The sequence below is a fragment of the Legionella septentrionalis genome (genome assembly GCF_003989745.1).
Taxonomy (GTDB): domain Bacteria; phylum Pseudomonadota; class Gammaproteobacteria; order Legionellales; family Legionellaceae; genus Legionella_A; species Legionella_A septentrionalis.
The window spans coordinates 44479-69791 of the sequence record NZ_RZGS01000004.1 but is presented as its reverse complement, the minus strand read 5'-3'; the positions used below and the strand labels follow the sequence as shown (position 1 = coordinate 69791).

Genomic DNA, 25313 nt, shown 5'->3' with positions numbered 1-25313 from the left:
TCATGAAGTTATGTACCATCGTCGGTGCGCGTCCACAATTTATAAAAGCGGCCGCTGTATCCAGAGTCATTGCGCAAAGGCAAGATATGCAGGAGATTATCATTCATACAGGCCAGCATTATGATGCCAATATGTCGGAGCAATTTTTTGATGAACTCAGTATCCCCAAGCCCGGGTATCATTTAAATATAGGTTCCAATTCCCATGGGAAACAGACTGGGCAAATGTTAGCGGCTATTGAAGATGTTTTACAGCACGAAAAGCCTAAATGGGTATTAGTCTATGGCGATACCAATTCCACCTTGGCCGGTGCCTTGGCTGCGGTTAAACTGCATATTCCTGTGGCTCATGTGGAAGCAGGATTGCGCTCATTTAACCGCAAAATGCCGGAAGAAATCAACCGCATCACGGCCGATCATTTAAGCAGCATTTTATTTGCACCCACCGATAATGGTGTACAACAATTGTTAAGAGAAGGCATTGCCGCGGAACAAATATTCAATGTGGGCGATGTGATGTACGATGCAACGCTTTATTATAATGAATACAATTCCCAGCGCAGAACCATGGTGGAAAAGCTTCATCTTACACCTAAATCCTATTGTCTGGTGACAATCCATCGTGCGGAAAATACTGATTGTCCTGAGCGCCTGCGCAATATTTGTAAAGCATTATTGGAGCTTAGCACGCTGATAAAAGTCATCCTGCCATTGCATCCGCGTACACGCAATGCGCTTGACAAATTGCAGCTTTTAAAGAGTTTACAGGATAACCTTACTTTGATTGATCCTGTTGGTTATTTGGATATGCTGGCTTTGGAAAAGGATGCGTATTGGATCGTCACGGATTCTGGGGGCGTGCAGAAAGAAGCTTATTTTAACCGTGTGCCTTGCATTACCTTGCGTGACGAGACGGAATGGGTAGAGTTGGTGGATGCTGGCTGGAATCGTTTATGCTCGCCCGATAAACCCTTTTCTTTATTGGAATTATTAAAAACATCCACAAATGCTTCGTTACCATTGGATAAATTATATGGCAATGGCGATGCAGCGGAGCAAATCGTTAAAATTTTATGTTAAGTCATTCCATCTGCGCGGATTACGTTATCATAGGTGCCGGGATTTTGGGCTTGAGTGTGGCGCGTGAACTCGTGCAGGTTCATCCTCATGCGAACATTGTAATTGTTGAAAAAGAAAAACAAGTAGGGTTGCATGCAAGCGGTCGCAACAGTGGTGTGTTGCATGCGGGTATTTATTATAAAAATGACAGTCTAAAAGCTAAGTTTTGTTTGCAAGGCTCACGCTTGCTGGCTGCTTATTGTGACGAATACCATCTCCCCATTGCCCGCACAGGGAAACTCATCCTTCCAGGAAAAAAGGCAGATGATCCTGCATTGCAAGCGCTTTATCAGCGTGCTGTTGTTAATGGTGCGAGCGTGCATTTGCTTGATGCTGGTGAGCTTAGAAAGCTGGAGCCAGAAGTGGATGGCAATATTGCATCCGCCATATTTTCGCCGCAAACGGCAGTAGTGGATCCTACGGCTATTTTATCGCATCTTCATCAGCATTTGTCGCAAGCGGGTGTGCGTTTCCTTTTCAATGCCGGTTGTTCCGACATCCATGTTAAAGACAAGCAGTTGCGCGCAGGTAAGCAGCTTATTTCTTATGGACATTTATTCAATACAGCCGGATTGCATGCAGACATCATAGCTAAAGCATGCGGAGTGGATGAGCGCTATTCCATGATTCCCTTTAAAGGGCTTTATTATGAGTTAAAGCCCAATTCCAGTATCCGTATCAATCATTTGTTGTATCCTTTGCCGGAGATGAATATACCTTTTTTAGGCATACATTTTACCAAGAGCATTACAGGTAAAATTTATGTAGGACCTACCGCCATTCCTGCCTTGGGCAGAGAGCATTACCAAGGCTTGCGGGGGATTAAGCTTATGGAAGCGGCAAATACATTGAGTACTTTGGCAGGGCAATACTGGCACAATAGGCAGGGGTTTCGCACTTACACGCATGCGGAAATTTTTCGTTTTATTAAATCGTCTTTTGTTAAATCAGCACGCACTTTGGTACCACGGTTGCAAGCACATGACTTTATCAGAAGCGAGAAAGTCGGTATACGTGCCCAATTATTTGATCATGTAAATAAAGAATTAGTCATGGACTTTATGGTTAGGAACACTGAAAATGAAACGCATGTTTTAAATGCAGTTTCCCCAGCATTTACAAGCGCGTTCAGTTTTTCAAGGTTTATTGTCAAAGAAGCATTGCATACAAAGCCAGTTACTGACTTGGTTTGCTAGTAAGGAGTTAAGGTGAATTTAAGTGGCAAAAGAATCCTGGTTATCGGCGGGGCAGGTTTTATAGGCGGGTTTGTAGTGCGCGAGCTTTTAAAAACCAATGCCGCTGAAGTGGTGATTTATGATAATTTTGCGCGTGGCAAGCAATCGAATATAGCAGATTGTCTGAATGATCCACGTTGTTCCGTCTTTCCTTATGGCGGTGATATCCGTGAACTTGATGTTTTAGACAAAGCCGTGGCAGGAATGGATTATGTTTTTCATTTAGCCGCCATGTGGCTTTTACACTGTAAAGATTTTCCGCGCACTGCATTTGACGTCAATATTGCCGGGACGTTTAATGTACTGGAAGCTTGCGTGAAGCATAAAGTTAAAAAACTCATTTACTCTTCAAGTGCATCAGTTTATGGGGATGCTGTTGAAGTTCCCATGCAGGAATCACACCCTTTTAATAATAAAAATTTTTATGGTGCCACCAAAATATCAGGCGAGGCAATGTGTACGGCCTTTTATGATCGCTACGGTCTTGAAGTCATTGGCCTTCGCTATATGAATGTATATGGCCCAGGACAGGATCAGCACGCTGTATACTCCGGGGTTATCCCGGTCATGCTCAATAAAATTGATGCCAATGAAGCGCCTGTTGTAAATGGTGATGGCAGCCAGGCTTATGATTTCATTTACGTAGAAGACGTAGCTCGCGCTAACCTCAATGCGCTGACCGCTGATGTTACCCACGGTTTTTATAATGTAGGCACCGGCGTGCAAACTTCAATAAGAGAATTATGCAATCTCATTTTATCGTTAAAGCATGCACATTGGCAGGTAATTTATAAGCCTTATAGTGCTGATGATGCGCGTCAATTGGTAAAAAACAGAATTGGGGCGGTGGACAAGGCAAGAAATGAACTTAATTTCCAATACCGGTTTTCCCTGGAAGAGGGATTGAGAAAATTAATTTATTGGCGCCAAACCGGACAATTTGAATTTAAAAAAGAAGAACAAGCCACAGAGTTTGCTTAAAGCATGCCAAAATTGGATAGGGAACAGAATGAAGCATATACCAATTACCAAAGCAGTTTTTGATGAGCGCGAATACACCGAAATTATAAAACCACTGCAAAGTGGCTGGGTAGTGCAAGGACCTTATGTAAAACAATTCGAACAATTGTTTGCAGATTTTACAAAAAGTAACTATGCAAAAGCCGTGAGCAATTGCACTACGGCATTGCATTTAGCTTTGTTAGCTTTAGGAATTGGTAAGGGCGACAAAGTGGTTGTACCCTCATTCACCTACGTGGCTTCGGCAAATGCAGTAGAATACACGGGTGCCGAAGTCGTTTTTTGCGATATTGATTTACATACATTTAACATCGATACCGTGCAGTTAGCCGGATTATTGGCAGCAGATTGCAGCATTAAAGCCATCATGCCGGTAAATTTATTTGGTTTGTGCGCTGACTTGCAGGAAATCATGCGGCTTGCTGCAGCTTATGGCGTTAAAGTAGTAGAAGATTCAGCCTGTGGGTTCGATGCCTGGGTAGGAGGGCATCATTCAGGTACGATCGGACATGTGGGTTGCTTTTCCTTTCATCCACGCAAATCCATCACTACGGGTGAAGGTGGCATGCTCATTACCGATGATGAAGCAATCTACAAAACCGTAGCACAGCTTTGTGATCATGGTGCATCCAAGTCTGATTTGCAAAGACACCAGGAAAAAGGCGGCTCTTTATTACCGGATTTCACCATGCGCGGTTATAACTATCGCATGACGGATTTCCAAGGTGCCCTAGGGGTTTGCCAGATGCAAAAAAGCAGAGACATTATGGATGGCAGGCGAAATATTGCTCGCCAATACGATGAAGCGTTGGCAGAAATCACCGCACTTAAAACACCAATAACCCCTGCCGGATACATCCATGGTTATCAGTCTTATGTCTGTTTATTTACTTTAGGTCATAACCTTGACAATTTAACCATTGAATTAATAGATGAAATTAATTTAAAACGCAATCAAGTGATGCAGCGGCTTGAAGAACAAGGAATAGCCACACGGCAGGGCACTCATGCTGTCCATACGTTGGGTTATTATGCAGCCCGTTATAATTTGCACAAGCAGGATTTTATTCAAGCTTATGCAGCGGATAGACTGAGCATGGCTTTGCCTTTGTACGCGCAAATGACGCAAGATGAATTTACCTATGTGCTTCATCATATTCACGAGGCGATGCAGTGTGTGGAATAGCGGGCGTTATTTCTCTATCTGCCAAGAGGATAAGCGCGGATAACATCAAACTGATGTGTGATGCCATAGCCCATCGCGGCCCTGATGGTGCTGGTTATTTGCTTGGGCAAACCCGTGCCGTGAATCAAGAAGCCCAATTGACGCATGTGTTGACTGAAAAAAAGTTTGTCCATGCGTTTGACTATTTTCCTTGCATTGATGAAGTTGAGGCGGTACGCCATGTACAACAACAATCCTGGGATTTATTTTTCGGGCACAGACGCTTGGCGATCCTTGATTTATCCGCCTCAGGTTTCCAACCGATCAGTAATGCAGCGCAAACCGTATGGGCTACATACAATGGTGAAATCTATAATTATAAAGAAATCAGGCAGCAGCTCATTGCCCGTGATTATGAGTTTTTCTCCGACACCGATTCCGAAGTTTTGGTAAATGCCTACAGCGAGTGGGGTATTGAAGCCATATTGCAGTTTAATGGCATGTTTTCTTTTGCTCTATGGGATAAGCTTCGCCAAAAGGTTTTTCTCGTTCGCGACCGGTATGGCATCAAACCGCTTTACTACACAATAAATTCAGCCCGCCAAATTATTTTTGCCAGTGAAATCAAGGCAATTTTAGCATACGAGCAAGAAAAACCTTCTTTAGAGCAGGAAGGATTGGTTGAATATTTCACATTTCAGAATTTTTTTACCGATAAGACTTTTTTTAAAGGCATAAACCTCTTGCCGGCAGGCAGTTATCTGGAAGTTGATTTGCAAACGCAATCGATGGTGCAAAAAGAGTATTGGGATTTTGATTTCAGAGAACCTTTACTGGTAAAAAAAGAAGAAGATTATCTTGCCGAATTAAGTTATTTATTCGAGCAAGCAGTAAATCGGCAATTGATCAGCGATGTAGAAATTGGCTCTTACTTAAGCGGCGGCATGGACAGTGGTTCTATTACAGCGGTGGCGGCAAAACAATTGCCTTATATTAAAACGTTTACCGTTGGTTTTGATTTGAATAATGCTTCGGGCCTTGAGCTTGGTTATGATGAACGCGCCAAATCGGAATTACTGTCTTATCTATACAAAACTGAGCAGTATGAAATGGTATTAAAATCCGGGGATATGGAGCGTTGCATGCCGCGCTTTACCTGGCATTTGGAAGAACCGCGCGTCGGTCAAAGCTATCCTAATTATTATGCTTCCAAATTAGCCAGCAAATTTGTAAAAGTAGTTTTATCCGGAGCTGGCGGCGATGAATTATTCGGTGGCTACCCATGGCGTTATTACCGTGCAATAAAAAACGATAATTTCAGTGATTATATTGATAAATACTATCAGTTTTGGCAAAGGCTATTGCCGGATACGCAAATCAAACAATTATTTTCACCTATCTGGGACCAGGTTTCCCATATTTGTACCCGGGATATTTTTGAATCGGTCTTTAAGCATCATTCCGAGCAATTATATACGCCGCAAGATTACATTAACCATTCGCTCTATTTCGAAGCCAAAACTTTTTTGCATGGTTTATTAGTCGTTGAAGATAAATTATCGATGGCGCATTCTCTGGAAACCCGCGTACCCTTTTTGGACAATGACTTGGTGGATTTCGCGCAAAAAATTCCTGTGCATTTAAAATTAAACAAACTCGATGAATTGCTGCGCATGGATGAAAACACTGTAGGGAACAAACGAAAAGAATATTATCAGAAAACGAATGATGGCAAATTGATTCTTCGCAAAGCCTTGCGTAAATACATGCCTGAAGCTTATACCAGTGCGGTGAAACAAGGATTTTCAGCGCCCGATAACACGTGGTTTAAAAAAGACAGTAATGATTTCGTGCGTCGTACCCTGTTGGGTAAAGAAGCAAAATTGCAGCAATATCTGGAAAAAGGCTTGATTGAACAGCACATCAATGAGCATTTAAGCGGCAATAAAAATTGCCGCTTATTATTATGGTCTTTAATTAATTTTGAGTATTTTTTGAGAGTCTATGATGTTTAATTCTTTGACCTGGCTAAATACGCGCATAAAACATTTGCTAGCCAAGCTTATTCATGAAAAGCAGCAACAATTTGACCGGGTAGTTTCCATGGGGGACTATTTTATCGATCGCTGGGAAAAAGCAAAACTGCTCGGTTTTGGTGAAGGCACAAGCATTTACGACAGCGCCATCGTGTTGGGGAAACCCATGGTCGGCAATAACACGTGGATAGGCCCTGCGGTGATTCTTGACGCATCCGGCGGTCTTAAAATTGGCAGCAATTGTTCGATTTCGGCTGGAGTACAAATTTATTCTCATGATAGTATTCGCTGGGCATTAAGCGGTGGTAAAGAAAGGTACAGTTATGCAGAAACCAGCATTGGTGATAATTGTTACATTGGTCCTAATGCCATCATACAAAAAGGCATCAAGATTGGGGATGGCGTTTTGATCGGCGCAAATACATTGGTTAATAAAGACATACCTAGCCATAGCAAAGCATTTGGTACTCCAGTCACCATCACTCCCTTGAGTTAAGCATTGCTCTGCTTTATGTCCAGATGCCAGTAATGCTTGCGTGAGCAAATTAAACACAGGATTGTTATTATGAAAATTGAAGCGAATGTTTTGCACGATCACATGATCGGCGCCGTTGCAGACGACGTGCCGCAATGGTTTTTAAATTTGCTGGGAGTGAGTGAACCATTGCTGGCATGCCGGGAGATTAATGGCTCGCCTTGTGTGTTCAGCGATGGGATCTTGCGTATCCATGATAATTGTTCGGTTGAGCAAGAGCAGACAAAAGAATCGTTTGGATTCAAATGGTCGAAAAAGGAAACTTTTGAATCCGATACCATGTTAGCGCGTATGCGTGCTTGGTTAATTAGCCGTTACGGCGATGTCCATGAGATTTTGTCTTGCTTCCCGGATAGACCAGTACTGCTGGATGCTGGTTGCGGTGCGGGCATGTCTGCCATTGAATTGTGGGGCGAGCACTTTAACCACGTCAATTATTTGGGAATCGATGTTTCCACCGCAGTGGATGTGTGTCGGGAAAGGATGCTTGCCAGGCAGTTTGCAAATGCTGCTTTTATGCAAGCCGATATCACCAAACTGCCTTTGTCAGCGCGTTCGGTTGATATCATTTTTTCCGAAGGGGTCATGCACCATACCGATGATACCCGCAAAACATTTGTTTCACTGGCCAGCTTATTAAAGCCCAACGGTTTTTTTATGTTTTATATTTACAACAAAAAAGGCCCGATTCGTGAGTTTGTTGATGATTATATACGCGCGAAGCTGCAGCAGATGCCCCCAGAAGAAGCTTGGGAAGCCGTTAAGCCTTTGACCAAATTAGGAAAGATTTTGGGTGAGTTGGACATAACCATCCGGGTGCCGGAAGGCATTGAACTTCTTGATATTCCCGCAGGTGAAATCAACTTGCAACGCTTATTTTACTGGCATATTTTTAAGGCGTATTATCATCCTTCTCTTTCTTTGGAAGAAATGAACCATATTAATTACGATTGGTATGCGCCAAGCAATGCGCATCGTCACACTTTTGCAGAAGTGCAGGAATGGTGTCAGGACATGTCCATGGAGGTGGTGCGCCATGTCATTGAACCTGCGGGGATCACGGTCGTTGCCAGAAAAAAATCTTAATGAGGGCCTATGCTTATCAGCATTCGCCCATGCTTGTACTGAGGAAGAAGTATGCATTCCTATTTGCCGCATGAGTTTACGCTGGTTGAGTATGAGAAATTGCTGCAGCTTGCAGTGAAGAATTTTCCATTTAAAACCTACACCGAATTGAACACGCACAACCGCTTTGTTGTCTGGCGGCATGACGTGGACATGTCGTTGCAGCAAGCAGTAACTTTAGCCAGAATTGAAGCCAGGCAGCAAGTGCAAGCGACTTATTTCATTCACTTGCATAATGATTTTTATAATGCCCTGGATTTTGCCGCACAACAGTTAATCAGGGAAATCATTGCTGCCGGCCATCGTATCGGCTTACATTTTGATGCAGCTTATTACCACATAAGCAGTGCGCAACAACTGGTTTATTGGTTGAATTTTGAAAAACATATTTTGGAAAATTTGTTTGAACAGAAACTGGACGTATTTTCATTCCACAATCCGGATGAATTCACGTTAAGCTTTCGCCATGATCATTATGCCGGGATGATAAATACTTATTCAGGTTTTTTTAGAGACAACGTATCCTACTGTTCTGATTCCAATGGATATTGGCGTTATGAAAAATTACTGGATGTATTGAATGATAAAACAATAAGCCGTTTACAAGTGCTGACCCACCCGGAATGGTGGACCGAAGACGCCTTAATGCCTAGAGAAAAAGCAGTACGATACGCCGAGCAAAGCGGTAAGCGCGCCATCGTCAATTACGACAGAATTTTAAAAGCGGCCGGACGGGTCAATATCAGTTAACACATTATGAAATTTCTTAAAAAATTATTTCCAAAGCGACGCAGCGTAGTATTTTACAGACAGAGTTATTATCATTTTTACTATTTAGCGCAAGCGCTGCGCAAGCGCGGTTGGGATGCTGTGGTAGTGAATCTGGAGCCGGTGGATGGAGCCAATGCCAATTTTTATCACGGAGAAGATATAAATCTATACGACAGTAATCCGGTTATTTTCCAGCAAAATATCAACCACTTTTTTCAATATGCGCAAGCAAGGTTTCAACTGATGCATTTTGCAGGAGACGGTTATCTGTCTTTTTATCCGGAATATGCATTTATTGAGGAGCCACCTGATATTCTTGCCTGGAAAAAATTGCATAAGAAAATAGCTTATTCGATAAGCGGCTGCAACAGTGGCACGTCGCAAACCATGGTGAGCCAATGGTCTATTGCCGACAATGGTTTAAATGTCTGTGATCGCTGTGTATGGCAAGATCATACAGAAGTCTGTGCGAATGAAAAAAATTTGGATTGGGGCGCGAAAGTACATAAGTATTGTGATTTAATTTTTTCAGAAACGCTGCCTGCTTTGGATTATATGAAACCTGGTAATAAAGTGATCCGTGAACCCACCACCATGTGCCTTGATCCTGATTTTTGGTCGCCTGATTTGCACATCCCGGATGAACACCGTGTAAAAAAAGAAACAGGTGAAGTATTAATCTATCATGCAGTGGGTAACTATAATTTTCGCAATACCCAAACTAAAAACATCAAAGGGACACCGTTTGTTTTTGCAGCCGTAGAGCGTTTGCAGGAGGAAGGGTACCCAGTCCGTTTAATTTTTATTACGGATCAGCCCAATCAGGTCGTGCGTTATTACCAAGCTCAATCCGATATCATCGTGGATCAGTTGAATTATGGGCGCTATGGTGCCAATGCACGTGAAGGGATGATGCTCGGCAAACCGGTCATTTGTTATTTAAATAAATACGAATTTAGAGAAGAAGACAAACTGGCATGTCTTGCTGAATGCCCACTGGTTTCAGCCAGTGAAAAAACAATTTATGATGAGCTAAAAAATTTAGTCGTAAATGCGGCACTTAGAAAAACCATCGGTGCGCAAAGCCGGCAGTACGCACTCAAATGGCATGCTGCCGATGCTTGTGCCGAGCGCTATGAACGAATTTATGATCAATTATTTAGCTGATCACCCTTTTAACGTTATGCACACTTTTTCCAAGGTAAAGTGTACGCATGTTCGTGGTAGCGAATTATGCAATATTGATCGCTTAGTCTTGTTAGGGCAAATAATATGTTTACTCCCGAAATAGTTTCAGTAAAAGATATTCCATTTAATTACCTGGTTGCTGATCAGCAAGGCAAATTGTTGCAAGTAGGCCACAATGCTCATGATGATCCTGCCGCCGCTTTGCTTCCTTCTACAACCGTTGAACCCAATGAAGCGGGTTTTACGCATGCGTATGTAGTTTATCCCTGCAGGTTTAAGGAAATTTTAGATGCCCAAATCATTTTTTTAAAGGCATTCACCAAACAAGGCAGCAGTCATGGTGGTTTTGGCTTAATATTTAACCTGGCGAGGAAGAAACCCAGCTGGTCTCATAATTTTGTAAACCTTGAGTTTTCTCCGCAAGAAGAAAATCAAATATTTAGCGGTGAATGCCGCTCTGCTTTAACATTAAGTGGAGTAAAGCAAATGTTAGGGCATGATCTTACAAACATTGATTTTAATTTAAGAGGCTCCCGTACCGATATGTATAGAGAAAGCAGTGAGGAGCTTTTGAGTTACATTCCTGCAAGTTTAATCATTGGAGATGAGACGTATGATGTAAACATTGTTTATCATGCAGATACTCCCCACAGCGAGGGTCCAGGACGAGCAGGCGCTCGCAATCCTGTTGATCTACGTAAGGATTGGGAAAATTTCTGGAAAAAACAGGCTAAAAAAAATGTAAGTAAAGAGATTTTGCACCCTGAAATCCTGACTCAAAAAAATAAAAATATATTTTTTAAACCTGTTGCGGCTCCTGATCCTGCCAGTATGCGCTCAACCGATATTCCGGAAATCGATGTGGAAGCTTCAGCGCCTCAAGAAATACTGGCAAGCAATTGCAGAAATAAAGACAATCTTACTTTGTGAGCATTGCTTTCGAGCTGGCTACAAAGACGTGTGACTTCTCCTGAGGTGCTAGAAACCAGTGCAGGAAAGTCGCAGCAGCCAGTAAGCAGGTAATTATCGGGGTGAAAATTGCTGCGATCTACCCGGGGCTATGCTTGTGGCAGCTGGAATAAATTTTTCCACCATCTCAGGCTGGTATTCCAGCTTGTCGGTATTTGCATAAATATTAAACTTTAGAAATGATTCTAGTCTTGCTACTTGCTCTGCATCAGAAGGGGAAACTTCTGTGTAGAAAGTATAAGGAGCTCCTTCCTGACTAATCTTCAGACAAAACCTATTTTGGTTATTAACAAAAGAATGAGCTGTTAAATCTTCTATATGGGGATTGTTTATGCCTTTTAAAAAATCGTCTAAAGTGATGCTGGGGTTAATTTGCCTGTTGGTTGTATTCTCTATTACCTGTCCTTGAAGGGCCAACATATTCTGGAAATCCTTGTAAGCATAGACGGAAGCAATGGCATGCACTGTTAGGACAACCGGGCTTGAAAGGATAGTCATGGCAATCCCAAAAATAAAACGGGCCAAAATGAGAGGGGCATTGATGATGATGGCGGCAGCAAGCGGGATACTGCCCAACCAGTGTTTGCTGGCCAGTTCATAAGAATATTCGAAGAAACGTAATCCTAGAAGTGCTGTGCCAAAGGTTAAATAGTCAAAGACCCCTACATTTTTCCTGGTTACCGGCTGCTCAAAAAAGCTGGGGGTTGGATTATAGGAATAGTGTGGTGTTTCTACGATGGAGCCAGCCCAAAAATTGAATGTGTCATTAAATTTGGTTCGCACAGAACTTTTAATAGTTGCTGCATGCGGTGATGACTCTGAATTCTCAATCATGCTGTTAAGAGGAGAAAAAAAACCCATGTCAGTAAGACTCCGTCAAATAAAAGACAATATGGTATCATATTGAACAAAAAAGGGCAAGAAATCAATGCTGGCTTACGTCTTTGCAGCGTTGTTTGCTCTACACAGCCTGATAGAAACAATGTTCAATGGGTTAACAGTCATTGTGGTAAAAACTGTGCAGCCTTAGGATTATCTTGCACGTCACGCTCTATTTTCTCGGTAGTAGCAAAAATATTAAATTTTAAGAATGAAGTAATTCTTGTTTTTTGTTCTGTATCGGCAGCATTTACTTCTGCAGAAAAGCAATTCATCCCGCTTTTAATGGACAGGTGAATTGTATCATTTTCCACGTTAATTTCAGGGTGCAAATCTTCAACACAAGGGTTGCCTGCAAGTTTTAAAAAATCGGCCATCGTTTTACCAGTGGAGCCGTTTTGTTTTCCTTCGAGAGCCAACATATTTTGAAAATCTTTGTAAGCACAAATGGTAGCAACAGCATGAACCGCGAGAATGATTGGGCTTGAAATTATAGTCATGATCATGCCGAAAAGAAACCGAGGAGTATTCAGCATGGCAACAATAGCAAGTGGAATTGTACCCAGCCAATGCCTGGTCGCGAGATCCCAGGCATGGTGAAGAAATAATATTCCCAGTGATGAAAGGCCTAACGTCAAATAATCAAAAATCCCTACGTGTGATGCCTTGCGGGGACGGAAAGAATCTTGAGGGTAGCCTTCAGGGTTATAAGAGCTATTACAATAATAGTGAGGAGTTTCTACGAACGAGCCGGCCCAGAAATTGAATGCATCATTAAATTTAGTTTGCAAAGAGCTTTTAATGGTTGCAGAGTGCGGCGACGAATGCGAATTTTCAATTATGCTATTGAGAGGAAAAAAAAAGCCCATTAGTAAAACCATGCAAAAAATATGGTCAATATCATATCACTCTGGTTTAATAATTACAACATGGGCTAACAGGGCGGGAATTACCTTGAATAACAGCATTCAATAAGTTTCGTCTTTTAAAATTGCCATAATGTGGACATTGATGTAGCTGCCATTAACGTATGCGGCTTTTCGCAAAATGCCTTCCTGCTGAAATTTACATTTTTCATAAGCTTTGATTGCTTTCTTATTATTTGCAAAAACATGAAGGTAGATTCTCTCTAAATTTAAATTTGCAAATCCATATTGCACTAATAAATGCACCGCTTCACTGCCAAAGCCGCGGTTATGGTAATCGATTTCACCGATGCGGATTTGCAATTCTGCGTTCTTATGCAGCATATTAATGCGCCTAAGCGAGCAGCTACCGATTAACCGATTGTCTTGGTTCGCCACAATTGAAAAAAGTACGGCGTTTGGATCAGATGTAACCTTAGAAAACCAAGCTTCGTGTTCTTGCTCGGATACAGGCTTAAAAGCTGCGTTGCAAAGGACTAATTCCTTATGGTTAATCCATTTAAAATAATGGGGCGAATCTTCTTTTAATAAAGGTCTTAGTGTTACTCTTTCTCCACGCATGTGCATTCCTCTTGTTCTGCTGTCCTGTTAGGGTCTGTTAACCATCACCAGTCGCTATGATGCCGGTGCTTGCCCCGGCATCATAAGATCACTGGCAAATTTCTTTATAAAAGTCAGGCCATTGGGGGCAAACTTTTTCACTATCATTTTCTGCAAGGCAAATCATAGTAGCTAACATTATCTTGTGTTACCATCACCCGAAAATTAAAATGGAACCTATTTTAGCTGAAGTTAGCAATGAACGACACTGCACAGGACTACGCTCTTTATTGCAAAAAATTGTCAAAAGATTTCTACATCATCGACGATAATTTAAACTGGCGAATTGTTTTTTGCGATCCCCATAAAAACTTGCAAGCTTTTCATGCACTGGCTGATATTGATTTGTTGGTACCAAAGGGAAAATTCGTAGGAATTTTAGGGCGAAATGGTGCCGGCAAAAGTACTCTTTTAAGAATCCTCGGGGGTGTTTATCCACCGACGACCGGGATAGTAAAAGCCAATGGTGCAATTAGCGGTCTTTTCGAAATGGGGGGTATGGGCAACAACCGGTTAACCGGTCGCGCCTATGCCGATCGCTATCTTGAGATTTTCGGCATAGGAAAATCCGAACGTCAGAAATTAATCACGAATATCCAGGAATTTTCCGAACTGGGTGAAGATTTTAACAAGCCGGTTTATACTTATTCTTCCGGCATGTCAGCACGCCTTTTCTTTGCCACGGCCACCGAATTGCAGCATGAAATTTATTTAGTCGATGAGTTACTATCGGTCGGCGATGAGCATTTTCAGGCGAAATGTTGGAAACGTTTGCGCGAGCGTTTTTCAAATGGTGCTTCTGGTATATTGGTAACGCATGATTGGGCAGCTGTTCTTAAGCTTTGCGAACAATCCTATATTCTTGCAAAAGGACAAATCGTGGCGCACGGTAGTTCCGAAAACATGGTGCAGCAATATTTGCAACTGCCGGTACCAACAAGAGAATATGCAGAAATAATTCCTCAAGATTCTTACTTATTTGCAAGTGGCCGCGATTGCGAAATTGCATTTGATATTTTAGTCAAGAAACCTGTTTCCCTTGCAGTAAGTTATTCTGTGGATCTTTTTCGTGCAGGATATGGGTGGGAATTAATTTTATTAAACGAAGATTTTGTTAAAATTCATCCTAAGCCGGGGATGAATTCTTGTCGTATAAAAATTAAAAAGCTGCCATTAATTGCTGGCGATTATTATTTGAATCTTTTTTTAAAGTCATTGGATGCAACGGTTGATAATTTAAAAATTGATACGCGCAGTTGGACGTATGGAAATGGCATTAAACTGCAAGTAACTGGGGCTAAAGATGATGCTCATGCTATGACTAGACTGCCCTGGGCAGTTAAAATAGAGAAAAGCCATATGATGTAAATTACTACCCAAGAAAGTCTGACTCTGGTATGTGTTTTGCACACTACCTAAGTCAGACAAAAGCTTAACTATTACTTGGGTAAAAATTCAGCAATATGGGGGTGAGCTGCCGCCCTGTTTTCCAAAATTTCGGTAGTGGCAAAAAAATTAAATTTTAAGAAGGAAGTGAGCCTCTCTTTTTGTTCTACAGCAGAAGCAGGAATAGTTACATTGAAGAATTTAAGACCGTGTTGTATGCCTAGCTGGAGGGAGGATTCACCTTCAATTTCCGTATAAGCAGTATCGCAATCCTCCATTTGCAGGTTATTATTTTTTAAAAATTCTGCCAAGGTCAGCGAAGTATTACCAACTTCTTGTAATAAGGCTAAAAAGGTTTCCCGATTATAGCCTGGTGGTAAGTTGTTCTCGTCAATTTCTTCTGGATGAGAAATGAAGTGACGAGCAGTTAGGAACTTCTCCAAGTCCAATTCTCTTCCTTGCAAGGCCAACATTTTCTCTACATCTTGACGGGCGGCATGGGTTGCGATGGCATGTACTGCAAGAATAACCGGAGAGGAAATTATGGTTAAAACTGCACCAAAAATTAAGCGGGCTACTAAGAAGGGGGCATTCAGGGCCAGGGAAACAGCGAGGGGAATTGTGCCTAACCAATGTGATAGAGCCAGTGCAGTGGAGGCTAAAAGACATCCTATCCCAAGCAGTGGGATACCCAAAGTCAAATAATCAAAAATCCCTACGTGTACGCCTGTCTCAGAGTATTTTCGTTCTGCAGAATCATCATAATAATAACGATTGTTAATTCCGCCTGCCCAGAAACCAAATGCGTCGGCAAATTTTCTTGTTAACGTGCTTTTAATAGTTGCTGAATGTGGAGACGAATGAGAATTCTCGACAATGCCATGCAAGGGGGAAAAGAAGCCCAATGTTTTACACCTCAATACCGAAATTGGCTCAATATTTTATCACTTTGTTTTTAAATTTGCAATAATTTGCCTGGATTTTAGCAATTAGAGTAGGATGCTGCTCAATCGCAATTGCGATAAACAACCAGCGGCACACGCCGCTTTTAGACGGTCTAGTGTATCGAGTTGGTGCATGCAGCAGCTTGATAACCATGAAGCAATAATGAGTATAATCTGGCTACAGGTGTCGCTAACTTAAAACAAATAGCCTTATCGTTGGGTAAATTGTTAGCGGCAAATATAAATTGTTCGTGGCAAATAATAGTAGCCATGGTTATCTTGTGCTAACATCGGCCGCAAATAAATGGAACTGCTTTTCAATTGAATTGGCAATGAACACCACTGCACAGGATCACGCAGGTTACTGCAAAAAATTACCAAGCGGGTTTCACCTTGGCAATGATAGTCTAGCCTCAGGTATTTTTCGTAATTTGCGCAAGGATGAGGAAATTTTCCGATGCTTGTGAAAAGGTGTTATTCGGTCTGTAGGCACTTTATCAACCTGCATATAACTGATGCCAAACATCATGTTGGCGCCACGCCATCTTGGCGCTTAAAGCTTGAGAAAAATCATGCAGTGTAGGATCGAAATAAAGCATTTATCCAAAATTTTTTACCACCATGTGTCGGATGCCTTCCGCAGCGACACCTCGGCAAAAAAACCGTTATCTTTGCAAGATAAAGTAGTATTAAGCGACATTAATTTTACCATCGAATCCGGTGAGACAGTGGGTATTATTGGCCGCAATGGGGCGGGAAAATCCACGCTTTTATCCATCATTGCAGGGGTGTCCGAACAAACGCAAGGTGAGGTCATCATTTCGGGAAAAGTAACCGCGGTGATGACTTTAGGCATAGGTTTGCGCGAGGACTTGACCGGGCGGGAAAATATTTATCTGGATGGGCAAATACAAGGTAAATCCCGCGCCGAAATGGACGTTATGATTGCAGACATCATTGAGTTTGCGGAATTAAGTGATTTTATCGATAAACCTGTCAAGATTTATTCCACTGGCATGAAATCAAGGCTCGCATTTTCCATGCTGGTCGGCATTGAGCCTGAAATATTAATTATCGATGAAGCCTTATCGGCAGGGGATGCTTTTTTTGCTGAAAAAGCTTCAAAGAAAATTAAGGAAATTTGTCGCAAAGGGAAGATTGTCATCCTGGTTTCTCATTCCATGGCTACCATCGAAGCCATGTGCGATCGTTGCATATGGCTTGAGAAAGGCAAGGTGCTTTTGGATGACACCCCGGCTGTGGTAACGCAGGCATACCTTAAGAAGGTGAGAGAAGAAGATCAAAGCCGTGAATTGGAGCACATGCAGGCCGAGATATCCCAAATTGATGAGAAAGCCCATTATCAAATTCAAAGCATTGCTTTAAAACTAGCCGGTAGTGATTACCAACAAAGTATTTTTTATACAAAAGACCCATTCGCCATTGAAATTGCTGTGGCCCAAACTCATGCCGGAATGGCTCACGCGCACATTATAATCGAGCGGATTGATGGGCTGGTTGTGGCTCATGAACGCTATGATTGCAAAGACAGCGAGGGCAGCAAATTCCTGCTTGAACTTTCTTTACCTGCTTTAGTGCTTAATAAGGGATATTATCAGCTTAAGGTAGAAATTCATGAAGATAACCTTGTCAGCAATCATTTCACCCGTTTTTTTGAAGTGAAAAATGAGCGACCGCCAAAAGGGGGCATGCCTTTACTGCAATATCCTGCACAAATTATCTTACTAAATGAGGAAGTTTCCGTATGTTCGGATTCGATAGAACTGATTACCGAATGATTTACAATTTTTTTAAGATTAACCTTAAAGATCGCTACATGGCATCGGCACTTGGAGGAATTTGGGCAGTCTTAAATCCCATTATCATGTTAGGTATTTTTACTTTCATTTTTGGATTTGTATATCGGGCCAAGCTACCTGGCGCGACAACAACGCTGTCTTACGTCATTTGGTTGATTAGCGGCTATGGCCCCTGGTTAGCCATAAGCGAAGGGTTGTTAAACTCTGCCAATTCGGTAGTTTCCAATTCTGGCGTGGTAAAAAACATGGCATTTAAAACCGAAATTTTGCCGGTGGCATCCATTTTGGTTTCGATTGTACCTTTGGCAGTAAGTTTAGGTTTTTTAAGCTTGATTATGTTTTGCGATGGTAATATTCCCACTTGGCATGCGCTGATGATTTTTCCGGTTGTAGCCATCATGTATTTTTTTATGATTGGCTTAGGTTTTTTTCTTGCTGCTATTACCGTTTTTTTAAGGGATTTGGCGATCGTGCTGCCCAATTTGTTGATGATGGTACTTTTCGTTTCTCCTATATTCTATACAATTGATTCCATGCCGAAGCCTATCCAAATGGCATCTGTGGCTAATCCGTTTTATATTTTGACAGAAGGATTTAGGCAGCCGTTGGTTTATCATCAGATTTCGCTTAATTTATTACTGGGACTGTCTTATGTAATATTGCTTGCGGCAGTTTTGTATTTTACCGGTTTACACCGTTTCAGAAAAATAAAAGGTTATTTTACTTCTGTTATTTAAGGCATTTATGATTACCTGTGCTATTCATCAACCTAATTTTTTTCCCTGGGCGGGCTATTTCGATAAAATACGGCAAGCGGACGTCTTTATTTTTTTAGATGAAGTGGCTTATCCAAAAAGCGGCAGCGGCTCCGGTTCATGGTGTAACCGCGTTCGATTGCTGCAAGGTATGGAACCTTTTTGGTTTGGTTTACCTGTCCAACGTCAGTCTGGCGTACAGCTTATTAAAAGCGTGCGTTTTGCCGATAAGGATTATCATCTGAAAAAATTAAATAAGACACTGGAATTAAATTATAAAAAATATCCACGCTACCGCAATGCCTGGCCATTAATTGAGTCTTTGTTAAATTATCCTTCCGACAGCCTGGTTGAATATAACATACATGCCATCATGAGCTTGTCGAAGTGGCTGGGTTTAAAGACTCGATTTATCAGGCAATCTGAATTGCAACATCAAAAAAATTCCACAGAATTGTTAATTGAATTAGTGCAGCAAGTGGGTGCAGATCGTTATCTCTGCGGCAATGGCAGTAGTGGCTATCAGGAGGATGCATTGTTTAAGCAAGCAGGAATTGATGTTCAATATCAACAAACGAACCCTGCGCAACATTTTGTGGAGCAGATCAGCGATGAGGAAAGTGGGTTATCGATATTGCATCTTTTAATTGCACACTATGATGATTTTAACCTTAAAAGCAGCAGAACCATCGGGGTTGTCAGTACATAATTTTAAACAGCGGATAAGCATTTGTTTGATAGGGAGATACAATGACTGCAGCAGCTATGAGCCAGGAAGAAATTGACGAGAAAAACAGTTCGTTCTGGAATGAACTTTGTGGTACACAACTGGCAAAGGAATTAGGGGTGGTTGATTCCAGTAAGGAAAGTCTGGCAAAGTTTGACCGGTTTTATCTGGATTATTATCCTTATTTGGCAAAATATCTCTTTTTGGATGAGATAAAAGGCAAAAATGTTTTAGAGGTAGGCTTAGGATATGGGACGGTAAGCCAATTGTTGGCTTTGCATGGAGCAAATTATCATGGTTTGGACATTGCAGAAAATGCCGCCGCGATGGCAAGGCATCGCCTGAAACAACATCAACTTGCGGGCGATGTGCGTGTGGGCAGCATGTTAGATTGCCCTTTCCCTGATAATTATTTCGATTATGTCATTTCCATTGGCTGCTTCCATCATACAGGCGACCTGCGCGCTTGCATCAGGCAAACCCATCGTATTTTGAAAAAAGGCGGCAAAGCATCCATCATGGTATACAATAAATTTTCTTTAAGGCAATGGATGAACTGGCCTAAATTAACTTCAAGAAATTTATTATTACAATTCATGGGCAAGGAATACCATTCTTCAACCGAACAGCAACGCAAAGCCTATGATGCTTCCGCTGCCGATGAAGGTGCCCCCGCAACTGATTTTTTTTCTGTTAAAGAAATCAAGCGTATTTTTAACGATTATGATTTTCTTTGCGTAACGCGTGAGAATTTCGATGAAGGGGTTTGTTTCAATGTAGGCCGATTTACCATTTATCGGTTTGACCCGCGTTTGCATTGCCTGGAAAGTAAATGGGTGCGTAATTTGGGATTGGATTTGTATATTCAGGCTAGCAAGTAAAGTGCATGGCAACAGGATGTAGCGATGAAATTAAATATCCTTTTTTTATGCGATAAACCCACAGGGAACGCAAATACAATTCTTGATCATATTTCTGCATTTGAAACTTATTCAAACCACACCATTTGGACTTATTCCAACTTGGGGGATTTTTCCCCCAAGTTGCAGCTCGCTAGATTTGATGCCATCATCGTCCACTACTCACTCTCGTTGCTCTATGACCATTTTATTTCGCCTGCAGCGAAGCGACAATTGCGCGAGTTTAGCGGTTTAAAAGTTTTATTTGTGCAGGATGAGTACAGGCAAATCAATAAGTTGATGGAACAAATCGAGTTCATTGAATTTGATGTGTTATTCACTTGTTTCCCCGAGGCAGAAATTGAGAAAATTTACAGTCGTGCTGTACTCCCTAATCTCTTAAAATACAATAACTTGACTGGTTACATTCCAGAAAAATTAGCAAAGCTTGCAGAGCATAAGCACATGGCAGAAAGGGAAATTGATGTCGGTTATCGCGGCAGAAAGATCCCGTATTGGTTGGGGGAGTTGGCATATGAAAAGTGGTCTATCGTAGAAAAATGGCGGCAATATGCAGCAGATACTGATTTAAGGGTAGATATTTCCTATAAAGAAGAAGAAAGAATATACGGCATCGACTGGATTAATTTTTTATCTTCATGCAAAACCACCTTAGGCGTTGAAAGCGGCGCCAGTGTGATGGATTTTACGGGTAAGCTTGAAAAAATTATTGATTTTCATCAACAAAATTACCCTGAAGATTCTTTCCAGGAAATCCAGCAAATGTATCTTAAGGAGCATGAAGGGAAATACAAATTAAACCAAATTTCGCCGCGTTGTTTTGAAGCTATCGCACTTAAAACCGTTCTTGTATTGTATGAGGGTGAATATTCAGGAATTTTAATTCCCGAGCGCCACTATATTCCCTTGAAAAAAGATTTCAGTAATATTTCTGCAGTAATTGCTAAAATCAAAAACATCGATTATTTACAAAATATGGCAGATACTGCATTTGCAGAAATAGCGCAAAATCCAAAATACAGTTATAAAACCTTTATCCATCGCGTCGATGAGATTATCTCTTCTGCATTTGCAGCAAAGGATAAAAAGAAAGTCGCTGCTGCTTATACAGAAAAAGAATTTAATGAAGAAATACTGGTGTTTAATGCAAAGCTCGTGAGGGAAGTTAAAACGACTCTTTATAATACTTTGATCATTAATAACAATCGTTTTTTTCAATTTATTAAATTTCTTATAACCCGTAAAATACGCTTATTCAATCCATTGCTGCGTTTGGTAAAAAATAAAATTCAGCTTTAAATACCGACATACTAAACGTTTTATTATTGTTGTGAAATTATGTTAAATATTCTTTTATTATGTAATAAGCCTCCTGTAGGCCAAGATGCCAACACTATTGTTGATCACATTGAGGCTATTGAACATTACTCAGCGCATCGTATTTGGTTATGCTCAAACTTGGGTGAGTTATCCCCAAAATTGGATTTAAACCGGTTTGATGCGGTTATTATTCATTATTCAATTTGCCTTCTTAACGATTATTATCTTTCCCTGTCTGCAAAGAAAAGATTGAGGGATTATCAAGGGTTAAAAATCGTTTTTGTACAAGATGAATACCGCCAAATTAACAAGATGGTCGCTGAATTGGCTTTTTTAAAAATAGATGTGCTATTTACTTGCTTCCCTGAGGAAGAAATGGGTCGCATCTACAGCCCGGAGCAATTACCCAATGTAGCGAAATATAATAATTTAACCGGATACATACCTGAACGATTAACGACTTTAGCAGAGCAAATCCCTATAAAGGAGCGGCCTATTCACGTAGGTTACCGCGGCAGAAAGTTACCTTTTTGGTATGGCGAGTTGGCATATGAAAAATGGAATATTGTCGAAAAATGGCTGACCCATGCAAATCGTGCTGATTTGACTGCCGATGTTTCGTTTAATGAACGCGAGCGGATTTACGGTAAAGATTGGATTAAATTTTTATCTGCATGCAAGACTACTCTGGGCGTTGAAAGTGGTGCCAGTGTCATGGATTTTACCGGTGAGCTGGAAAAAAATATCGATTTTCACCAATTGACTCATCCCAATGAGCCTTTTCACGTCGTGCAGGAAAAATTTTTACGCAGGCATGAAGGCCAATATAAATTAAATCAAATTTCGCCGCGGTGTTTTGAAGCAATCGCCTTGAAAACCGTTTTAGTGCTGTATGAAGGAGAATATTCTAATATTCTTGTGCCGGGCCGGCATTATATTTCACTTAAAAAAGATTTCAGTAACATCGAAGCTGTTTTGGCCTGCATTCGTAACGATGATTATTTACAAACCATGGCCGATACCGCTTTTCAGGAAATTGCCCTAAATCCAGCTTATAGCTACCGCACGTTTATTAATAAGGTTGATGAAATTATTCGGCAGGAATTTAAGCTTCGCCATAAAAAAATAGTGGAAGCTTACGAGGAGGGGCAATATCAGGCTGCTATGCGTTATATTTCACTAAAAAGCAGATTTTATAAAACTGGGCTGCGTATTTATCAAAAAATGCCCGAGGGGATCCGTTTATTGATCAAGGGTGTTTTACGGCCTAAAGCAGCTATTCGTTATGTAGTGCGCTCTTTTTACCGCGTGGTGCGTCCTTTGCCAAGAAAAGGTGCCGAATAATGGAAAAACCTGATATTTTGTTTCTGGCTGATATCACTCATCATACCCAGGCTGTACGGGATCATATTCAAGCCATTACCAGCGATGCGCGCATCAATTGGCACCTTGTTAATCCATTAACTTGCAAGACCATCGATAAATTAGACTTGTCTTCTTTTGATGCCATTGGGGTGCATTATTCGATAAAGCCTTACAACCATTATTATTTATCCATGGGCTTAAAAAAATGCCTGGCGGCATATACCGGCATAAAATTCCTTTTTTTACAAGATGAATACCAGAAGGTTAATCAGGTTCAGGAATTTATGTTCAAACTTGGTTTTCATATATTGTTTACTTTAGTCAAGCAAGACATGGTGCAGCTGGCGTATCCCGATCCCCGTTTGTCGGCGCTGAAAAAAGTGACGGTTTTGACCGGGTATGTTTCGGATGCTATGAAAACCATGACATCGCCTCCCATTCACCGGCGGCTTATTGATGTATCCTACCGCGGCAGGCGATGCGAATATTGGTTAGGTTCTTTGGCGCATGAAAAAGAAATGATTGCCGCAGAATTTTTAAAGCGCGTAGAAAATACAAAGCATAAGCTTAAACTTGATATCAGCACCAAAGAATCAGCCCGGGTGTATGGCCAAGACTGGCTTAAGCTTTTGATGTCATCCAAAGCTGTGTTAGGCACTGAGAGCGGCGCCAGCATTTGGGATTTCGACGATGCAATTCGTAACAAGACGAATCACTACCTAAGACGTCATAAACAAGCGGATTTTCACGAAGTCTATGCGCGAGTCTTACAGCCTTATGATGGCAAAATTATGTATAATGCGGTTTCGCCGCGGGTATTTGAAGCTGCCGCTACGAAAACCCCGATGATTATGTTTCCTGGGGAATACAGCCAGGTATGCCAACCGGATATTCACTATATTGTTCTGGAGAAAGATTTTTCCAATTTGGCGGACGTCTTGAAAAAATTAAAAGACTTTGATTTTTTGCAGCAATTGGCGGATAACACTTACGCCGATTTGATTGAGTCTGATTTATTTTCCCAGCATCAATTTAGCCAGTTAGTCGGCACTGAGCTTTTGTCCTTGATTAATTCCAGAAGAAAAACTTGTTCAATCGATGGCATCTCGGAACAAATCACACAAACCATGAGGCGCTACAAACACTTAAACCGTTTCCGCTGTTTGCTTACCGAAATGACATTTGTTGGCTGCAATTTTTTAAAATTGCTGTTTGATCGCAAACACCCATTGAGCGCAAAAGTTAAAACCTTGGTCGAAGGCGGCAAGCGGTATTTAGCGTATTTATTACCCAGAATGAAAGTGGAAAATAAAGAATGATTTTCCTGTATCTTGCGGTTTTTATCTCGTCGCTGTCTCTCACCGGATTTTTACGCCGTTATGCTCTGGCTAAAAATATTATGGATATCCCGAATCATCGCAGTTCCCATGCTCATCCGACACCGCGGGGAGGAGGGGTGGCATTCGTTCTTGGCTTCACTCTGATTTTACCTGTTTTAATCTATTTAAAATTGACTTCAATTTTTTTAGCCGCTCCTTTACTGGGTGCAGGTCTATTGATTGCCCTGTTGGGTTTCTTGGATGACAAGGCATCACTGCCTGCCACATGGCGTTTATTAGGCCATTTGGCAGCCGCTGGGTTTGTTTTGTATTATCTTGGCGGGTTTCCCCCTATTTACATTTTAGGATGTGGAGTGCCCGTGGGAGCTGCGTTGAATGTTGTAGCGCTTTTGTATCTGGTTTGGCTTATTAATTTGTACAACTTCATGGATGGAATAGATGGCTTGGCCAGCATCGAGGTTTGTTCGGTTTGTGTAGGCATATCACTCGTATATTGGCTTGCTGGTGAAGCTGGCCACATAATCTTGCCTTTATTGTTAAGTGCTGCTGTGGCTGGATTTTTATGTTGGAATTTTCCGCCTGCACGTATCTTCATGGGGGATGCAGGCAGCGGATTTTTAGGCATCACCTTGGGTATTTTGTCTTTACAAGGAGCGATGATAAGACCTGATTTTTTTTGGAGCTGGTTAATTTTATTAGGAATTTTTATTGTTGATGCAACCATAACTTTATTGCGTCGCTTCATGCAAGGTGATAAGCTTTATCAAGCACATCGTAGTCATGCCTACCAACATGCCTCTCGTCGATATCACAGCCATTTATTGGTCACTTTAGCGGTTTTGGTGATTAATATATTGTGGTTGTTGCCTATTGCGATATTAGTAGGTCTGGGTCATCTCGATGGATTCATTGGAATGATAATTTCTTACTTACCAATAACCGTATTAGCTGTAAAGTTTAATGCTGGCAAAGCTAGCTAAATATGCTCTATTCGGGCAAAAATAAGTCAGCTTAATAAGTAGCCTGAACGAGTAAGTATGAGTTTACATACAAGGGTTATATTCACGTGAGGCGTGATAGCTGACACAAGAATATGGTAATTTTTTAACTCTTAATATTATGTTAAGAATCCTGCTGTAAAATATCAGTCAGCAATTTACTTTCTGATT

General features: G+C 41.3%; 23 protein-coding genes. 19 read left to right on the top strand and 4 right to left on the bottom strand.

The annotated features are described in order from the left end of the window. Nucleotides 1-2: 2 nt before the first annotated feature. The 10 genes from wecB (at nt 3) to ELY11_RS02820 (ending at nt 11123) form a co-directional block, all read left to right on the top strand. On the top strand, nt 3-1079 hold the full coding sequence (wecB, locus tag ELY11_RS02865; protein ID WP_126953083.1) for a non-hydrolyzing UDP-N-acetylglucosamine 2-epimerase: 1077 nt from the start codon (nt 3-5) through the stop codon (nt 1077-1079). Further along, nucleotides 1073-2314 carry an L-2-hydroxyglutarate oxidase gene (gene lhgO, locus ELY11_RS02860; protein ID WP_126953084.1) on the top strand — a complete coding sequence of 414 codons (1242 nt, stop codon included), beginning with the start codon at nt 1073-1075 and terminating at the stop codon, nt 2312-2314. Before wecB ends, lhgO begins: the two co-directional genes overlap by 7 nt. 12 nt (nt 2315-2326) lie before the next feature. Beyond that, nucleotides 2327-3334 (top strand): NAD-dependent epimerase/dehydratase family protein, encoded by a 1008-nt coding sequence (locus ELY11_RS02855; protein WP_126953085.1) that lies wholly within the window; start codon nt 2327-2329, stop codon nt 3332-3334. Nucleotides 3335-3362: 28 nt separating this feature from the next. Then, nucleotides 3363-4559, top strand: coding sequence for a DegT/DnrJ/EryC1/StrS family aminotransferase (locus ELY11_RS02850; RefSeq protein ID WP_126953086.1), 1197 nt, complete (start codon nt 3363-3365; stop codon nt 4557-4559). Continuing rightward, a complete protein-coding gene (asnB, locus tag ELY11_RS02845) occupies nt 4547-6553 on the top strand; it encodes an asparagine synthase (glutamine-hydrolyzing) (RefSeq protein WP_127032492.1) in 2007 nt (668 codons plus the stop codon). The genes ELY11_RS02850 and asnB overlap by 13 nt, the downstream gene beginning before the upstream one ends. After that, the gene (locus ELY11_RS02840; protein WP_126953088.1) at nt 6543-7070 is read left to right on the top strand and encodes an acyltransferase; all 528 of its coding nucleotides are present in this window, start codon (nt 6543-6545) and stop codon (nt 7068-7070) included. Before asnB ends, ELY11_RS02840 begins: the two co-directional genes overlap by 11 nt. Nucleotides 7071-7139: 69 nt before the next feature. Further along, nucleotides 7140-8195 (top strand): class I SAM-dependent methyltransferase, encoded by a 1056-nt coding sequence (locus tag ELY11_RS02835; protein ID WP_233579596.1) that lies wholly within the window; start codon nt 7140-7142, stop codon nt 8193-8195. Nucleotides 8196-8246: 51 nt separating this feature from the next. Further along, complete coding sequence (locus tag ELY11_RS02830) at nt 8247-8984, top strand: polysaccharide deacetylase family protein (protein ID WP_126953089.1); 738 nt, start codon at nt 8247-8249, stop codon at nt 8982-8984. 6 nt (nt 8985-8990) lie between these two features. Continuing rightward, the gene (locus ELY11_RS02825; protein WP_127032491.1) at nt 8991-10172 is read left to right on the top strand and encodes a glycosyltransferase; all 1182 of its coding nucleotides are present in this window, start codon (nt 8991-8993) and stop codon (nt 10170-10172) included. A 105-nt stretch (nt 10173-10277) separates the two neighbouring features. Further along, on the top strand, nt 10278-11123 hold the full coding sequence (locus tag ELY11_RS02820; protein WP_126953091.1) for a hypothetical protein: 846 nt from the start codon (nt 10278-10280) through the stop codon (nt 11121-11123). Nucleotides 11124-11216: 93 nt separating this feature from the next. Here the strand turns inward: ELY11_RS02820 and ELY11_RS02815 are convergent, their stop codons facing one another. The 3 genes from ELY11_RS02815 to ELY11_RS02805 all read right to left on the bottom strand — a co-directional run bounded on the left by ELY11_RS02815 (nt 11217) and on the right by ELY11_RS02805 (nt 13528). Then, nucleotides 11217-12023: a hypothetical protein gene (locus ELY11_RS02815; RefSeq protein ID WP_127032490.1), complete on the bottom strand. Its 807-nt coding sequence runs from the start codon at nt 12021-12023 to the stop codon at nt 11217-11219. A gap of 140 nt (nt 12024-12163) precedes the next feature. Further along, nucleotides 12164-12910, bottom strand: a complete 747-nt coding sequence (locus ELY11_RS02810; RefSeq protein WP_126953093.1) for a hypothetical protein — start codon at nt 12908-12910, stop codon at nt 12164-12166. A gap of 99 nt (nt 12911-13009) precedes the next feature. Next, the gene (locus ELY11_RS02805; protein ID WP_158614949.1) at nt 13010-13528 is read right to left on the bottom strand and encodes a GNAT family N-acetyltransferase; all 519 of its coding nucleotides are present in this window, start codon (nt 13526-13528) and stop codon (nt 13010-13012) included. Nucleotides 13529-13765: 237 nt separating this feature from the next. Here ELY11_RS02805 and ELY11_RS02800 point away from each other — a divergent pair, with 237 nt between their 5' ends. Beyond that, entirely contained in the window at nt 13766-14935 is a 1170-nt protein-coding gene (locus tag ELY11_RS02800) for an ABC transporter ATP-binding protein (protein ID WP_126953095.1), read from the top strand. A gap of 71 nt (nt 14936-15006) precedes the next feature. On the opposite strand, the gene ELY11_RS02795 is transcribed toward ELY11_RS02800, so the two are convergent. Continuing rightward, entirely contained in the window at nt 15007-15858 is an 852-nt protein-coding gene (locus tag ELY11_RS02795; RefSeq protein WP_126953096.1) for a hypothetical protein, read from the bottom strand. Between the two features lie 611 nt (nt 15859-16469). On the opposite strand from ELY11_RS02795, the gene ELY11_RS02790 reads away from it, so the two are divergent. The 8 genes from ELY11_RS02790 to ELY11_RS02755 are packed head-to-tail and all read left to right on the top strand — an operon-like array spanning nt 16470 to nt 25124. Further along, a complete protein-coding gene (locus tag ELY11_RS02790; RefSeq protein ID WP_126953097.1) occupies nt 16470-17696 on the top strand; it encodes an ABC transporter ATP-binding protein in 1227 nt (408 codons plus the stop codon). Then, complete coding sequence (locus ELY11_RS02785; protein WP_199739149.1) at nt 17693-18454, top strand: ABC transporter permease; 762 nt, start codon at nt 17693-17695, stop codon at nt 18452-18454. Before ELY11_RS02790 ends, ELY11_RS02785 begins: the two co-directional genes overlap by 4 nt. A 7-nt stretch (nt 18455-18461) precedes the next feature. After that, complete coding sequence (locus ELY11_RS02780) at nt 18462-19181, top strand: WbqC family protein (RefSeq protein ID WP_126953099.1); 720 nt, start codon at nt 18462-18464, stop codon at nt 19179-19181. Between the two features lie 41 nt (nt 19182-19222). After that, nucleotides 19223-20080, top strand: a complete 858-nt coding sequence (locus tag ELY11_RS02775) for a class I SAM-dependent methyltransferase (RefSeq protein WP_126953100.1) — start codon at nt 19223-19225, stop codon at nt 20078-20080. 24 nt (nt 20081-20104) lie between these two features. Next, nucleotides 20105-21418, top strand: coding sequence for a hypothetical protein (locus ELY11_RS02770; protein ID WP_127032489.1), 1314 nt, complete (start codon nt 20105-20107; stop codon nt 21416-21418). Nucleotides 21419-21457: 39 nt separating this feature from the next. After that, a complete protein-coding gene (locus ELY11_RS02765; protein WP_126953102.1) occupies nt 21458-22783 on the top strand; it encodes a hypothetical protein in 1326 nt (441 codons plus the stop codon). Beyond that, nucleotides 22783-24123: a hypothetical protein gene (locus ELY11_RS02760; protein ID WP_127032488.1), complete on the top strand. Its 1341-nt coding sequence runs from the start codon at nt 22783-22785 to the stop codon at nt 24121-24123. Before ELY11_RS02765 ends, ELY11_RS02760 begins: the two co-directional genes overlap by 1 nt. Continuing rightward, complete coding sequence (locus ELY11_RS02755; protein WP_127032487.1) at nt 24120-25124, top strand: MraY family glycosyltransferase; 1005 nt, start codon at nt 24120-24122, stop codon at nt 25122-25124. Before ELY11_RS02760 ends, ELY11_RS02755 begins: the two co-directional genes overlap by 4 nt. Nucleotides 25125-25313 lie beyond the last annotated feature (189 nt).